This window comes from Streptomyces sp. NBC_00669 (assembly GCF_036226785.1).
In the GTDB taxonomy this organism is placed as follows: domain Bacteria; phylum Actinomycetota; class Actinomycetes; order Streptomycetales; family Streptomycetaceae; genus Actinacidiphila.
In genome coordinates this window covers 5,058,433-5,072,848 of record NZ_CP109018.1, presented here as the reverse complement: position 1 = coordinate 5,072,848, position 14,416 = coordinate 5,058,433, and the positions used below count along the sequence as shown (strand labels likewise).

The 14,416-nt window shown below is 70.4% G+C and carries 12 protein-coding genes and 1 tRNA gene; 7 read left to right on the top strand and 6 right to left on the bottom strand.

What is annotated here, in order from left to right; genetic code table 11:
- Positions 1-16 precede the first annotated feature (16 nt).
- Positions 17-355 carry a WhiB family transcriptional regulator gene (locus OG896_RS21215; protein ID WP_329367654.1) on the bottom strand — a complete coding sequence of 113 codons (339 nt, stop codon included), beginning with the start codon at positions 353-355 and terminating at the stop codon, positions 17-19.
- Positions 356-966: 611 nt separating this feature from the next.
- On the opposite strand from OG896_RS21215, the gene OG896_RS21210 reads away from it, so the two are divergent.
- Positions 967-3,345 (top strand): transglycosylase domain-containing protein, encoded by a 2,379-nt coding sequence (locus OG896_RS21210; protein ID WP_329367652.1) that lies wholly within the window; start codon positions 967-969, stop codon positions 3,343-3,345.
- Positions 3,346-3,592: 247 nt separating this feature from the next.
- Here OG896_RS21210 and OG896_RS21205 read toward each other — a convergent pair whose 3' ends face one another.
- On the bottom strand, positions 3,593-4,054 hold the full coding sequence (locus OG896_RS21205; protein ID WP_328465811.1) for a GatB/YqeY domain-containing protein: 462 nt from the start codon (positions 4,052-4,054) through the stop codon (positions 3,593-3,595).
- A gap of 211 nt (positions 4,055-4,265) precedes the next feature.
- Here OG896_RS21205 and OG896_RS21200 point away from each other — a divergent pair, with 211 nt between their 5' ends.
- Both OG896_RS21200 and OG896_RS21195 read left to right on the top strand, forming a co-directional pair.
- Positions 4,266-5,189, top strand: a complete 924-nt coding sequence (locus OG896_RS21200) for a metallophosphoesterase (RefSeq protein WP_329367651.1) — start codon at positions 4,266-4,268, stop codon at positions 5,187-5,189.
- A gap of 111 nt (positions 5,190-5,300) precedes the next feature.
- Positions 5,301-5,374 (top strand) — tRNA-Pro (locus tag OG896_RS21195).
- A gap of 307 nt (positions 5,375-5,681) precedes the next feature.
- Here OG896_RS21195 and OG896_RS21190 read toward each other — a convergent pair.
- Positions 5,682-6,692, bottom strand: a complete 1,011-nt coding sequence (locus tag OG896_RS21190; RefSeq protein ID WP_329367649.1) for an NADP-dependent oxidoreductase — start codon at positions 6,690-6,692, stop codon at positions 5,682-5,684.
- Positions 6,693-6,899: 207 nt separating this feature from the next.
- Here OG896_RS21190 and OG896_RS21185 point away from each other — a divergent pair, with 207 nt between their 5' ends.
- The 3 genes from OG896_RS21185 (at position 6,900) to OG896_RS21175 (ending at position 9,139) form a co-directional block, all read left to right on the top strand.
- Positions 6,900-7,532, top strand: coding sequence for a TetR/AcrR family transcriptional regulator (locus OG896_RS21185; protein ID WP_329367647.1), 633 nt, complete (start codon positions 6,900-6,902; stop codon positions 7,530-7,532).
- A gap of 334 nt (positions 7,533-7,866) precedes the next feature.
- Complete coding sequence (locus OG896_RS21180) at positions 7,867-8,571, top strand: nucleotidyltransferase domain-containing protein (RefSeq protein WP_329367645.1); 705 nt, start codon at positions 7,867-7,869, stop codon at positions 8,569-8,571.
- Between the two features lie 190 nt (positions 8,572-8,761).
- Complete coding sequence (locus tag OG896_RS21175; protein WP_329367644.1) at positions 8,762-9,139, top strand: hypothetical protein; 378 nt, start codon at positions 8,762-8,764, stop codon at positions 9,137-9,139.
- Positions 9,140-9,355: 216 nt separating this feature from the next.
- Here the strand turns inward: OG896_RS21175 and OG896_RS21170 are convergent, their stop codons facing one another.
- A complete protein-coding gene (locus OG896_RS21170) occupies positions 9,356-9,919 on the bottom strand; it encodes a GNAT family N-acetyltransferase (protein ID WP_329367642.1) in 564 nt (187 codons plus the stop codon).
- 353 nt (positions 9,920-10,272) lie between these two features.
- Complete coding sequence (locus OG896_RS21165) at positions 10,273-10,788, bottom strand: hypothetical protein (RefSeq protein WP_329367640.1); 516 nt, start codon at positions 10,786-10,788, stop codon at positions 10,273-10,275.
- Between the two features lie 70 nt (positions 10,789-10,858).
- On the opposite strand from OG896_RS21165, the gene OG896_RS21160 reads away from it, so the two are divergent.
- Positions 10,859-11,236, top strand: a complete 378-nt coding sequence (locus OG896_RS21160; RefSeq protein ID WP_329367638.1) for a hypothetical protein — start codon at positions 10,859-10,861, stop codon at positions 11,234-11,236.
- Between the two features lie 213 nt (positions 11,237-11,449).
- Here OG896_RS21160 and OG896_RS21155 read toward each other — a convergent pair whose 3' ends face one another.
- A complete protein-coding gene (locus OG896_RS21155; RefSeq protein ID WP_329367636.1) occupies positions 11,450-14,035 on the bottom strand; it encodes a GmrSD restriction endonuclease domain-containing protein in 2,586 nt (861 codons plus the stop codon).
- Positions 14,036-14,416: the final 381 nt, after the last annotated feature.

The following is a 14,416-nucleotide window of genomic DNA, read 5'->3' as shown; positions in this document are numbered from 1 at the left end:
GGCGTCTCAGGGGCGATCAGCCCGCCGCGGCGTAGTCCTCGTCCGCCTCGTCGCCGATCGGCAGCAGTCCGGTGCTGCGCTCGTACTCGGTACGGGCGGTCTCCAGCAGCCGGCGCCAGGACGTCACGGTCGGACGGCGGCGCAGCAGAGCGCGGCGTTCACGCTCGGTCATCCCCCCCCACACACCGAACTCGACCCGGTTGTCGAGGGCGTCCGCCAGGCACTCGGTGCGCACCGGGCATCCCGTGCACACCGCCTTCGCCCGGTTCTGGGCCGCACCCTGGACGAACAGCTCGTCCGGATCAGTCGTCTTGCACGCGGCCTGCGTGCTCCAGTCGGTTACCCAGCTGCTCATGCTGGCGCCGTCCTCTCCCGAATCGAGGCTCCCCCACGGCGGCAAACGGCATATTCACCGTTGCCAGTTGAGGACGTTACGGAAGGTAGGCGCGGCGCAACAGCCCTTTCAGGCCCAATCTTGCATGGCCCGAATGGACTATGCGTGCGCGGCAGATCACCCAACGGAGTGAGCCGCGACGAAATCGGATATATCCGGAGAAACTGCGCTCTCCGCCCACCTGGAGGCGCCAAGACCCCAGGCATATACCGAAATTCGGGCAGTTCTCATCACTCACAAGAGTGACAAAGGAAGGCAAGAGGTCGCGATCCCTTCGCGCCCCGCCTGCTCCAGGGTAGGCGACCACCCCACCGCGCGTCCGGGAAATCGCAACGCCCGTACCCCGTAGGCCGCGTGAGAGGTCCCGCGTCGCGTCCGTGTCGCCTCGCGCCGGCGTACGCCCCTGCATCCGGGTCCGCCGCCGGCGGTCGCGCCCCTCACCACCCGTCCACCCCGTGACCCGTTTCCGTCACGAACGTCACGGCCTCGTATTGTCACGGTCTCGTACGCGTCCGCCCAGAAAAGCCACCAAGCCTCGGGAACTCCCAGGATGACGGTTTAGGCTGCTCTGCATGGCTCACAAGCGTTCCGGTGGGGGATTGTCGACGACCCAGCAGGTCGCCAAGTTCCTCGGTGTCAGCGTGCTGGCCGGCGTGGTGCTCGCGGGAATCGCGCTGCCCGCCGCCGGCGCTCTCGGGCTGTCCGCGAAGGGCACCGTCAAGGGCTTCGACGACCTGCCAGGAGAGCTGAAGCAGCCGCCCCTGAGTCAGGCGTCCAAGATCCTCGACGCCAACGGCGGCCTCATCGCCACCGTCTACTCGCGTGACCGCACCGTCGTGCCGATCACCCAGATGAGCCCCAACATCCTCAACGCGCTGGTCGACATCGAGGACTCGCGGTTCTACGAGCACGGCGCGATCGACCTCAAGGGCATCCTGCGCGCCCTGAGCCACAACGCCTCGGACAGCGGCACCCAGGGCGCCTCCACGCTCACCCAGCAGTACGTGAAGAACGTCTTCGTGGAGGAGGCCGGCGACGACCCGAGCAAGGTCGCCGAGGCCACCCAGCAGACCGTGGGCCGCAAGATCAAGGAAATGAAGTACGCGATCCAGGTCGAGAAGGAACTCGGCAAGAAGAAGATCCTGGAGAACTACCTCAACATCACCTTCTTCGGCGAGCAGGCGTACGGCATCGAGGCCGCCTCCGAGCGGTACTTCAGCACCCACGCCAAGGACCTCACCCTCCCGCAGGCCGCGATGCTGGCCGGGCTGGTCCAGTCCCCGACCGGGTACGACCCGATCAGCGCGCCGAACGCCGCGACCCAGCGGCGCAACACCGTGCTGGCGCGGATGGCCCAGCTCAAGGACATCACCCCGGCCCAGGCCGCCGCCGCGCAGAAGGCCCCGCTCGGCCTCAAGGTCAGCACCCCGAAGAACGGCTGTATCACCGCCGTCAACGGCGCCGGCTTCTTCTGCGACTACGTCCGCGAGACCTTCCTGCAGAACGCCGCCTTCGGCAAGACGAAGGAGGACCGCGCCAAGGTCTGGAACACCGGCGGCCTGACCATCCACACCACACTCGACCCGAAGGCGCAGAAGTCGCTGCTCGACGGGATCAGCAACCACGTCTACAAGAGCGACACCATCGCCGCGGCGATGACCATGGTGCAGCCCGGCACCGGCAAGGTCGTCGCGATGGGCCAGAGCAAGCCGTACGGCCTCGGCAAGAACGAGACGCAGATCAACTACTCGGTGAACCAGGACATGGACGGCGGGCTGGGCTTCCAGAACGGTTCGACGTTCAAGCCGATCACCGCCGCGGCCGCCCTGGAGGCGGGCTACAAGCCCTCGCAGACCTACCCGGCGCCGAACAAGATGCAGTACCCGGACGTGACCAACTGCAGCGGCGCGGTCCTGCACAGCGACAAGACCACGCAGAACGAGATGCCGTCGGAGCGCGGCCCGTACGCGATGCCGGACGCGCTGAAGCAGTCCATCAACACCTACTTCGTGGCGCTCGAAGCCGATGTCGGCCTCTGCCCGATCGTGAAGATGGCCGACAAGCTCGGCGTGGGCCGGGCCGACGGCAAGCCGCTGGTGCAGGGCGCCTCGCTCACCCTGGGCACCAACGAGGTGTCGCCGCTGACCGTGGCCGCCGCGTACGCCGCGTTCGCCAACCGAGGCGTCTACTGCACGCCGATCGTGATCAACTCGGTGACCAACGCGCAGGGCAAGCACCTGACGGTGCCCAAGTCGCTCTGCTCGCAGGCGATGTCGCAGCAGACCGCGGACACCCTGAACACCATGCTCAAGGGCGTCGTCGACGACGGTACGGGTACCGCGGCCAACCTCCCCGGCCGGGAGACGGCCGGTAAGACCGGTACCACCGACAACCGCTACGCCGCCTGGTTCGCCGGTTACACGCCGAACCTCGCGTCCGCCGTGTGGATGGGCGACCCGGCGCACAAGCGGCAGATGATCGACATCACCATCGGCCCGCGCAGCTACGACAAGGTGCAGGGCGCCGACGGACCCGCGCCGATCTGGAAGGACGCGATGAACGGCGCCCTGGAGGGCTCCCCCGCGGAGAACTTCACCACGGTCCCGCTCAACGTGCCGAGCCCGGGCGACTCCCAGCAGCCGCCCAACGGCGACAACACTGGGGACAACGGCGGCGACAACGGCAAGGGCCACGGCGGGCACGGCGGCCATGGCGGCTTCACGGTGATGGGCGCGACCACCGGCGCGATCACCAGCGGCGGCACCGGTACGAGCACGGTCGGCGGGACGACGGGCGGGGTCGACGGGGCCACCACCGGCGGGGTGACGACCGGGGGCACGACCACCGGGGGAGCGGATCAGGGCACCACAGACGGGACGACCGGCGGCGGGGCAGGGGGGCTGTTCCCCTCGGGAGGGCAGACCGGCGGGCAACTGGGCGGGACACCATAGCGGCGGTCGAGCGCCGCACCCGGTGAACGGGCATGACGTAGGAGGCATGACGTAAGGGGCACCCACTCTGGTGGGTGCCCCTTACGTCATGCCTCTTACGTCATCCGCTCCGCGGTTCCGCGGTGCCACTGCTTTGCGGTGGTGCGGGCAGCGGGCGCGGCCGGCGGGTGCGGGGGCGGAGGCAGGGGCCGGCGGTGGGTGCGGCCGCGGTAGTGCGGGTGCCGGCGGTGGGGTGCCGGCCGTGGGCTCAGCCCGCCGCGAGCTGCCGCTTGACCTCGGCGGCGACCCGGCCGCCCTCCGCGAGCCCGGCCACCTTGGGGCTCACGACCTTCATCACGGCGCCCATCGCCTTGGGCCCGGACGCGCCGGACTCCTCGATCGCCGACCGTACGATCCCCGCCAGCTCCTCGTCGCCCAGCTGCTTGGGCAGGTACTCGGCCAGTACCTCGCCCTCCTCCCGCTCCCGCTGCGCGGACTGCTCCCGGCCGCCCTGCGCGAACGCCTCCGCGGCCTCCCGGCGCTTCTTCGCCTCCCGGGCGATCACCTTCAGCACCTCGTCGTCGGAGAGCTGCCGGGCCGTGTCGCCCGCCACCTCCTCCTTGGTGATGGCGCTGAGGGTCAGCCGGATCGTGGCAGAGCGCAGTTCGTCGCGGCTCTTCATCGCGGCGGTCAGGTCGTCGTGCAGTCGCTGCTTGAGGGTCGTGGTCATAGGGCGATTTTCGCATCACGGCGCGGCGGGTGCGCCGTATTAACCGCGCGGTGGCCGCTCCCGCGGAAGTTCCCGTAGGCGGGGTAGGGCTCGCCGCGGTCGGCGCCCGGCCGTACCGCGATCGGCGTAAGGCCATCCCTTAGTCGTCGTACCGTCGTACCGCAGCCGTACCAGCGCACACCTGAGGTGCCGACTCTGACACGATGGACGCATGCGCGCGCGATACGGAATCCCCCTCGGTGTGACGGCGGCAGGCGCGGCCTGCGTGGCCTACGCGGCAGGTTTCGAGGCGCGGTCCTTCCGCCTGCGCCGGGTGGAGGTGCCGGTGCTGCCCGAGGGCATGCGGCCGATCCGCATCCTCCAGCTGTCCGACATCCACATGGTCTCCGGCCAGACCAAGAAGCGCCGCTGGCTGCAGTCCCTGGCCGGGCTGCGCCCCGACCTCGTGGTGAACACCGGCGACAACCTCTCCGACCCCACCGCCGTCCCCGAAGTGCTCGACGCCCTCGGCCCGCTGCTCCGGTTCCCCGGCGCGTACGTCTTCGGCTCGAACGACTACTACGGCCCCAAGTTCCGCAACCCCGGCCGCTATCTCGTCGAGAAGGCCCGCGGCCAGCACGGGCTGAACGGCAAGAGCGGCAGCGCCCACGGCGCGATCCGCAACCCGTGGGGCGACCTGCGCGACGCCTTCGACGAGGCCGGCTGGGTCGGTCTGAGCAACACCCGCGGCCGGCTCAAGCTCGACCACGGCCCCGTGCTCGGCCTCACCGGCCTGGACGACCCGCACATCAAGCGGGACCGCTACGCGGCCGTGGCCGGCGGCCCCGACCCCGACGTCGACTTCAACCTCGCGCTCGTCCACGCCCCCTACCTCCGGGTCCTGGACGCCTTCACGGCCGACCGCTACCCCCTGATCCTGGCCGGCCACACCCACGGCGGCCAGATCTGCATCCCCTTCTACGGCGCCCTGGTCACCAACTGCGACCTCGACACCGACCGCGTGAAGGGCCTCTCCACCCACACCGCCACCGGTTCCACCTCCTACCTCCACGTCTCCGCGGGCTGCGGCGCCAACCGCTTCACCCCGGTCCGCTTCGCCTGCCCCCCCGAGGCCACCCTCCTCACCCTCACCTGACCTTCCCCCGGGCCCCCTCCCTGGCCCCTCCCCCGGGCCCCCTCCCCCGGCTCCCCCCGAAACCGGATTTCGCCTCCGGCTCCGGGTCCGCTAAAGTAATCCTCGTTGCACCGGGGTGTGGCGCAGCTTGGTAGCGCGCTTCGTTCGGGACGAAGAGGCCGTGGGTTCAAATCCCGCCACCCCGACTCCAAAGCAGCAGGTCAGGGCCCTGATCCTTCCGAGGATCGGGGCCCTGAGTCGTCCCTGGGGGTCCCTTGGGAGCCGTTCGGGGAGCCGAGTACGGAGTCCCGGCTCCTGGGGCGGGGCCCGGGCTGCGGTAGCACCGTCGCCTCCACGGATTCGTTCGTCGGGTGGGGCGGGGGGAAGCCTGCACTGTCGTCGCTCACAGATTCGTTGCCGTCAGCGGGAACAGCGGCTCGCGGCACCGGGGAGCGCGAGGCGTTCCGAGCCGCTATCGGATTGGCCGGCGAAGCGTCGGCCGCTCCGCTCGGGTCAACCGTCCATCGTCACCAGGATCTTCCCCGTCGTGTGCTCACGCGCGAAGGCCACGCACGCGTGCGCCGCGTCCGTCAGCCGGAAGCGGCGGCCGATCGTGGCCTTGAGGGTGCCGGCGACCGCGTCGGCCGCCACCTCCGGCATGCCGCCGTAGCGGCCGTCCATGTCCAGCACCATGCTGCCCGTCACGTCCGAGCGGCCCAGCGCGTCGGCGTCCGGCGGCGGGGGCGTGATCGTCAGCAACCTGCCGCCGGGCCGCAACGTGGAGGCGAGGCCGCGGAGTTCGGTGCCGGGCAGGTACAAGTTCAGGATGGCGTCGACTCCTCCGGGGTGCCGCCGCAGCGTCTCCGCGGTGACGTCGTCGGTGCGGTAGTCGACCACTTCGGCCGCGCCCAACTGCCGTACGAGGGTGGCGTCGGCCGCCGTCGCCGTGGCGGTCACCCGCGTTCCCGCGGCGGCCAGCAGCGGCAGCACGGTGGTTCCCACCCCACCCGTGGCCCCGACCACCAGCACCGTCTCGTCCGCGCCGAACGCCCCGGCCGCGACCAGCGCGCGGGCCGTCGTTCCGACGATGGGCAGCGCCGCCGCCTGGTCGACCGGCAGCGCGGCCGGGCGGTGGGCGACGAACGGCGTGTCGGCCTCGACGACCACGTACTCCGCGAGCGATCCCGTCCCCAGCGACGGTCGCGCCGCACCCGCCATGGGGCGCAGCACCCGGGGCAGCGCGAAACCGAAGACCTCGTCCCCGGCGGTGTAGCCGGACACGTCCGGGCCGACGTCGGTCACCGTGCCGGCGAAGTCGTTGCCGGGCACGTGCGGGAAGTCCACCTCGACCATCGCACGGTAGTCGCCGCCGGGAAGCACCAGGTCGGCGGCGTTCAGCGCAGCCGCCGCCACCTTGATCCGCAACTGCCCGGGGCCGGGCCGCGGGACCGGCACCTCGGTCACCACGTAGGTCTCGGGCGGTCCGTAACCCGGGGCCACCAGGGCCCGCATCGTTCGCGTCATGCCGCATCCTCCCGAAGCACCCACAGGAACCCGACCGCGCGGTCAGGTTATTCTGAGTGTGGACGGTACGATAACGCGACCGCGCGGTCAACTTACGGCCGCGGGACGCCGAGCGGTGAGGCCCGCGCCGCGAGGAGTCGTCGGGTACCGGTCCGAGGAACGTGCCGAGCCGATGCCGATGCCGATGCCGAGGAGCGAGCGAACCGCATGACCCCGCCTGAAAGCCCACGCCCGCGGCGCTCCCTGCGGGCCGACGCGGCACGCAACCGCGAACTGCTGCTCGCCGCCGCCACCGCGGAGTTCACCGAACGCGGCGTCGACGCCTCCATCGCGGACATCGCCCGCCGCGCGGGGATGGGAAAGGGCACGGTCTTCAACCACTTCCCGAGCAAGGACCATCTGCTCACCGCGATCGTGGTGGCCCGCCTCGACCGGCTCACCGAGTCCGCCGAGGCCCTGCTCACCGGGTCCGACCCCGGCGCGGCGCTGCTGGACTTCCTGACCCTGGGTGCGGAGCAACAGCAACAGCTCGACCTCTCCGCCATGTTCGCCGGCGGCACGGCGGACATCCAGGACCCGGCGGGGGTCGATCAGGCACGCGAGCGGATGGTCCGCGCCGTCGACGCCCTGGTCGCCCGAGCGCGCGCGCAGGGCGCCGTACGGCCTGACATCACCGGAGCCGACGTCGTCCTGCTGATGTGCGCACCCGCATACGCGGCCGGCCCCCTCAGCCAGGCGTACCCGGACCTCTGGCGCCGCTACCTGATGGTGGTCTTCGACGGCCTGCGCCCCGAGGGCGCCCACCCCCTGCCGCACCCACCGCCCCCGTTGCAGCCTTAGGCCGAAGCCGAAGTCGAAGCCGAGCCCGAGGCCGCACCAAGCCCGGCACCCCCGCCGCCGGCCGGCCCCCGCGGATCGCGACGGCTACCCGGACGGCCACCCGTTCGTGTTGGCGACGACGGCTTCGCACCTGTCCCTTTTGAGGTGGAGGTCCCAGCGGGTGTCCGCGAGGTCGGCCGGGGCGAAGGGCTCCGGCAGAGTGCTCGGGTCCCAGCGCTCGGCGACGTACCTGACCGGGAGTCCAGCGAGAGCCCAGCGGGAGCCCAGCGGCGGTGCGGCCGGTACCGGCGGAAAATTCTCGGCGCGCGGAACCGCAGGTCCGGATACTTGCCGTATGGAAGCGATCGAAGCAGCACGAGCCGTAGTCGAAGAACTCCATGCCGACGCAAGAGCCGCGTTCTTGGGCGGCAGCGTCGTGACGGAGCGCCGGACCGAGAAGTCCGACCTCGACCTCGTGGTGTTCCTGCACGGCGCCCCCGCCCCGTACCGGTCGAGCTTCCGGCGCCACGGCTGGCCGGTGGAGATGTTCGTGCACACCGAGGAGACCTGGCACGCCTTCGTCGACCGGGAGGTACCGCAGCGCCGGTCACCGCTGCTCTTCATGTGCGCCGACGGGCTGCTGCTCTTCGACGCGGACGGAATCGGCGAGCGCATCGCCACCGCGTCCCGGAAACTGGCCGCGGCCGGACCTCCGCCCGTGACCACCCAGGAGATCGAGGACCGCCGCTACGCGATCACCGACCTCCTCGACGACCTCGACGGGTCCACCGACCCCGGCGAACGGCTCTTCATCTGCTCCGAGTTGGCGGTCCGCACCGCTGAACTCGCCCTGGCTGTCAACGGTTCCTGGGACGCCGGCGGCAAGTGGCTCGCGCGCCTGCTCGACACCGCGGTGCCAGGGCTCAACACGCAGCTCCACAACGGAGTCCGGCTGGCACTCGAAGGGCAGGCAGAGAACCTCGTCGGCGTGGTGGACCAGGTGCTGGAGCAGGCAGGCGGCCGGCTGTGGGCCGGATACCGGCGCAGCGGCACGCCGTAGGCCGGCACAGCGCGCCACACACGAGGCGCTTCCCTTCGAACCGTGGCAACCGGGCTGCCGAACATGGACGCAGCAGAATCCCCTGCCGATGAGGATCGGTGATGACGGCTCTCCCCGCCGTTCCGTGACACCGGAGCCGTTGAGTCATCACCTCCTGATGCGCGGGGCGTTCGACGCGTATCGTCCAGACGTGGACACCGCCGGCACACCCCGCGTCCTCGTCATCGGGCTTGATCCGTATCGGGTGCCCGGGCCGTGGAATCCCGAGCCGGCCGCCAGGGCGATCGAGGCGGGGCTGGCCAAGTTCGCCGAACACGGCGTGGGCGTGGCGAGCTGCCTGTTCGGCCTTGACGGAAGTGACGACATCGGCGTGGTCGTCGCGAATGCGCTGCGAGCCCATCCGTGGGAGTGCGTCACCGTCGGCGGTGGCCTGCGGCACTCGGACGACCAGGTCGAACTCCTGGAGCAGATCGTCAACCTGATTCGGCGGCACGCACCTGATGCGGCCATCGCGTTCAACAGCAGCCCGGACACGACCTACGAGGCCGCGGCCCGCTGGATCGGTTGACGGCGGCGGGCTGGGCGGCTTGAGCGTCGCCCCCTGATCCGTCGTCGGGGCGGTGGCGGGCGTTCGGCGCCCGCCATCGCCCCTGGGGAACGGGGAGTTGAGGTCCTCGGCCTGTCCGCCTAACCCCCCTTGCCCCGGTGTCGGGGCTCGGTGGAGGGGAGAGCGATCCGCGGGTTCTTCCCGCGGCCCTGGACCCGGGTTCCGGTGCGCCGCGCGTCAGGAGCGCGCCTGCGCGAAGGCGGTCGGCGCGAAAGTGAAGGCCGCGTACGTGCGTCCGCCGACCTCGAAGTGGGCGGCTTCCGTCATCCCGTAGTGCCGGTGCACCGCCAGGGAGCGCTCGTTGGCCAACTCGACGAACGCGACGGCGAGGTCGAAGCCGTCCTTCAGGGCGCGGCTGAGCGCCGTGAGCAGTTGCGTCAGCAGCCCCCGCCCTTGGAAGCGTGCGTCGACCGCGACGGGGCCGTAAAGGAAGAGCCTGCCCAGGTCACGGCCGTCCGCCGCCTTCGTGACTGCCGCGACGGCTGCCGCGGCCGGGTGCTGCGGGGGCAGCCCGCCCGGCTCGCTCGTGATCGCGAACCCGGCCAGCTCCCCGCCCGCGTCGGCGACGAAAATGCCCGGGCCGTCCTGGAAACGGGCGAGGAGGTCCTCCGTCAACTGGCCCTGCACGAAGCCCCGACGCGCCCGTTCCTCGTCACTGAGCCCTGCTCCCCGGGCCTCGTCCATCAATGCCAGGATCGAAGCGTGATCTTCGGGGCGGGACCTGCGCACGTTGATCGCCATACCGGAGACCCTACGCAGAAGGTGGAGTGCCGAAGGGCCCGACGCCTTTCCTCAACCCCTCTCGGCTGCCGCCGCGTCGAGCGGGTGCGCCACCCGGACGGCACCTAGGTCAGCGAGACCCACGTGTACGACGCCCCGCAGGTGGCACCCCGCAGGTTGCCCCGGGCCCTGCTCGACGGCTCGCCCGAACGCGTCCGCAGAGCCTCGCACGCCGGTAGGAACCGACCCGCAGCAGACCACCTCGCCGAGCCCGGCGAACGGGGCGGGCCCGCAGTCGACGAATCCCGGCAGCCGGCGGCTCGAAGGGAGCGTCAAACCGAGTCAGGACGTTCACGAGGGTGGGCCCACGTCGATCAGTCGTCGGCCGCGACGAGGAGAGTCAGCAACTGCCGCTCGTCGTCGATGGCGATGAACTCGTGGAAGTCGATGTGCACTCCACCCCAGTCATGGAAGCACGTGCTGCCGAGATCGCGGAGGCGGTAGAGCCGGCCGGCCGAGTCCACCACGGTGAACAGTGCCGTATCGAGTGCGTCGCTCAGCGAGTCCGGGAGCTCGCCGTGCTGACGCGCCCAGTCCCGCAGCGTCTGCGTGGCGACGGTGCAACTGACGGGCTGGTAGCCGTCAGGGCTGACCGAGCGAAGCCAGTAGGGGCCGTGACGGGTGCCGTCCGGGTCGACGCCGCCGCCCGCGTAGCCGTCGCGGAACTGCTCGTGGGCGATGACGGCTGCCAGCAGTTCCGCGTCCTGGCTGCCGCGCCGAAAACGGAAGGACTTCAGGTCGACCCACCGAAAGCCGTGGGTGCTGCCCTCCGGGAAAACGTGGTCCCGGAAGTTCACGAACGTCGGGCCCACGAGATCCAGCTCGGTCACGGAAGCACGCTATCCCGACGACGTTGACGAAAACCTGGGGATCACTCGCTCAGCCCGGGATACTGGCGCGATGACCATCGACGCGCCCTCCGAGATGACCGCGGGCTGGTGGGACGAGCCTTGGTATCGGGTCCGTACGGACAGGTTCGTGGCGTCTTTCCTGCCCGACGCCCGCGAGGACTTGGACGCCGTCTGCAACGTCGACGTCGAAGTTCGGCTGATGGACGGGGCGCGGTGGAGCGCGACCGTGTTCACCCTCGCCGAGGTGCAGCGCCTGATGGAGAGGTGGGCCGAGACCGGCGAGACAGCGGGTGGCCGCTATTTCTGGTGCTCGGACGGGCTCATCGTCCGCGAGCCGGGCATCGACAACATGACGCAGGCGATCAGCGGCATGCTCGACGAACGAGACTTCGAGCAGATCCTCGAGCGGCTCGAAGACGATGAGTAGTTGTCCCGGGGCTGCTCGTTGAAGCCGCCTGGCTCGCCGGCAGCTTCACAGCCCAAGGGGCCCTACGGACTTCGGTAAGCCGCTCGTCTCTGATGCCGGCGGACGCCTCGCCCAAGGCGAGCGCGCGGCGCGACTGGTTGGCCTTCCTCGACGGGCACCGGCACGCGTGGGACCTGGAGCAGCGTCGCCCACGCGTGCCGATTGATGCAGGGGTCAGAGGGAGTCCGCGCCCTCCACGGTCACGTGACGGCGGTTGGCCTGGGCGACCGTGTGCGAGAACCACTCCAGCACCGCGCACAGTTCATCGCTGTGCTCGGCGAAGACCTCCAGCGGGAAGGACGGGCGCAGGTCCAGCTTGGCTTCGGCCAGGCCGATGCCGTCGATGGAGTTGAGGCGGTCGAGCAGCTCGCGCCGGAGGGGTTCGTCGTCGAAGGGCGGGCGGCGCTTCAGGTACTGGAAGACGACCTCGACCGTGCCGGACACCGGGTAGATCCCCAGCGGCCACGTCGTACGGATAGTGGGTGTGCCGGCGAGCCGGGCCGTGGGGAAGCAACTCGTCTCGTTCGCACGGCCGTAGGCGAGGTGACCGCCCTGCCGCTCCCAGAAGCGCAGCGCGTGCAGGACTCCGTCGGCGGTCTGCGCGGTCTGGTTGTCGCGGAGTTGGGTTTCGAACCGGGCCGCCTCCGACTGACGCCCGGCGTCGTCCTCGGGACTGGAGAGGTCTGCCTCCTCGTCGTGCTCCCTGCCCGTCAGGGCTGCGAGATCGGCCGTGGTCAACCGATGGGAGCGTCGGGCCCGGCCGGCTTCGTCGAAGGGAACGCCTTCTGCTTCCAGGCGGGTCCGCGCGTCTCCGGATTCCTCGCCGTCCGGCCAGTGGAAGCCCGCCGAGACGCGGCCGTCCGCCGTCAGCACCCGGTAGGCACCGTGCAGCCCGGCCTTGGTGGCCAAGTGCTGGCCGACCGGGACCGCGTGGGTACCGATGAGCGCCGCGACATCGCCGTATGTGGTCCAGGTGCCGGCGGGCATGGCGAGGAGCGTGGCGCGCAACTCCTTCCAGCCGGACCACTCGTCGTCGGCCGGGATCGTCCCGGAGATCGGGCCCGGCCACAACCGCACCGCCCGCTCGGCGAGTTCGTCGGCGCGGGCCAGCACCTCGGCTCGGCCCCACCGCTCCTGGCCGGCAATGGCCTGGTTCATGCGCAGGGCGCTGGAGTCCAGGATCTCCTGCTTACGGCGGAAGGGGTGGTTGGAGAGCTTCGCGTTGTCGGCCGACAGCGTCAGGTTGCCCAGCGTGTGGACGAGCGAGGCGTGCAGCTCCTCCGGGGTCTGACCGTCCTCGGTCTCCTCCGCGAGCAGGTCCAGCCACTGATGAGCGGGGGTCTGCGGGAGGACGTGCTCCACGGTGAGGTGGGCCTTGGCGTAGTCGACCGGTTCGCTGCTCCCGTAGCTGTCCTCCAGCCTGCGCAGCACCTGGAAGCGCTGGTTGCCGCGGCCGGCCTTGTAGAAGGGCCGGGTGCGGATGGCCTTGCGGACGGCGTCGTCGTCGGGCCAGACGCGGGCGCCCACCTGGTTCTTGGACAGGAAGCGGCGCACCGCCTCCGCGGGGTCGTCGTCCTTCTCCAACTCCTTGGGGATCTCCATGAACACGCGGTTGCTGCCCATGGTCGAGTAGCCGGCCAGCAGCCGCCGCACCATGTAGCTCTCGGCATAGGCGAGCGCCCGAGCGGCCTGGTGTCCGGTGGCCTGGCCGGCGTCCACCCGGTCGAGGAGCATGAGCGCCAACGGGTAGTGCGTCTGGCCGCCCCAACGGGACATCCGCTCCAGGACCTCCCGGAGATCAGGGTCCGGTTCCAACTCCGGCCGCAGAATGCGCACGAGGCGTTCGGCACGCGCTGCGAGAGCCGTGATCTCGTTCTCCAGCGCGGCCTCGTCGGTGCTGATGGGTTCCAGGCGCCGCTTCTGGTCGCGGTAGATGTCGCTCTGCTTGGCCCGGCTGTTGCCGGCCACGACCAGGTCGAGCCACACCAGGAGTTCGAGGTTGTCCGGGCCGAGGAGTTCCTGCATCGGCAGCCAGCGGTTGCGGTAGACCCGCTCCCCGCGGGTCGGCAGGCACATGAAGAGGTAGTTGCGCAGCAGGTCGCTCTGGCTCAACCCGACACCGGTGTTGTTGATCGACTCGAAGATCCGGTAGACGTTGTCGCCCTCAGCAGCGGTGATCTCCACGATCGACAGCAGACCGCTCAGGACGAACTCCACCGTGTCCGTCCACTCCTCGCCCCCGCTCTCCTCCCCCTCGGTCAACGCCGACAGGAAGAAGCGGTAGGCGGCACCCACGTTTCCGGGGCCACCCGCCTTGGGCGACGTCTCGATGCAGGCGATGAACGCGTCGCGGTCCGCCTGGGTCGGCAGCAACCGGTAATGGTCGTCACCGCTGCGGTACTTGTTGACGAGGACGAGGTCGTGGATGCGGTCGGCCTTCTGCTCCGCTCCCCGTGCGCGGTGCCGGTCGCGCAACGCGGTGAAGGCGAGCATGAGGGTGGTCAGGCGCTGCTGCCCGTCGACGACGAGCCAGCGCTGCATCCCACCCGCGGTGATCCGGCCAGGCGCCAACACGACGGAGCCGAGGAAGTGTGCCGCGGGAGCGCGGTTCCCCAACTGGTCCTCGACCAATTCCTGTACGTCGTCCCAGAGCTGTTGCAGCTGCTCACGCTCCCAGCTGTACGTCCGCTGGTACAGGGGCACTTGGTACTGCTTCTCGCCCTGGACGAGGTCGTTGAACGTGGTCTCCTGAGCGTGCACGCGCGCCTCTCCCCCAAGGTGTGTCGATCGGCTCCCATGCTGCCATTGCCTCTGCAGCGATGGGCCGATATCCGGTCATTCGGACACGGGACGACGCCGCGGTGTGCACAGCGCACCGACGGTGCGAGCTTCTGGTGGAGGAGGTCCGCTCCGCGTCCGGACCGCCGGCTGACCGATGTCGTGGCCGGCGACGGACGGGCCCGACAAACTCGCTGGTCGCTCCGGTTACACGGCTTGCTCCTGGTGCTCCAGGGACGTCAAGCGGCGGACTTGCGCGCATAGGGCGTCGGTTGGGCAGCATGCGCACCGGTGAAGGTCGAACTGCTCCCGGCCGTACTGAAACCCTGCTCGGGGCAGCACCGCGCAACCGGCGCAAGCCGG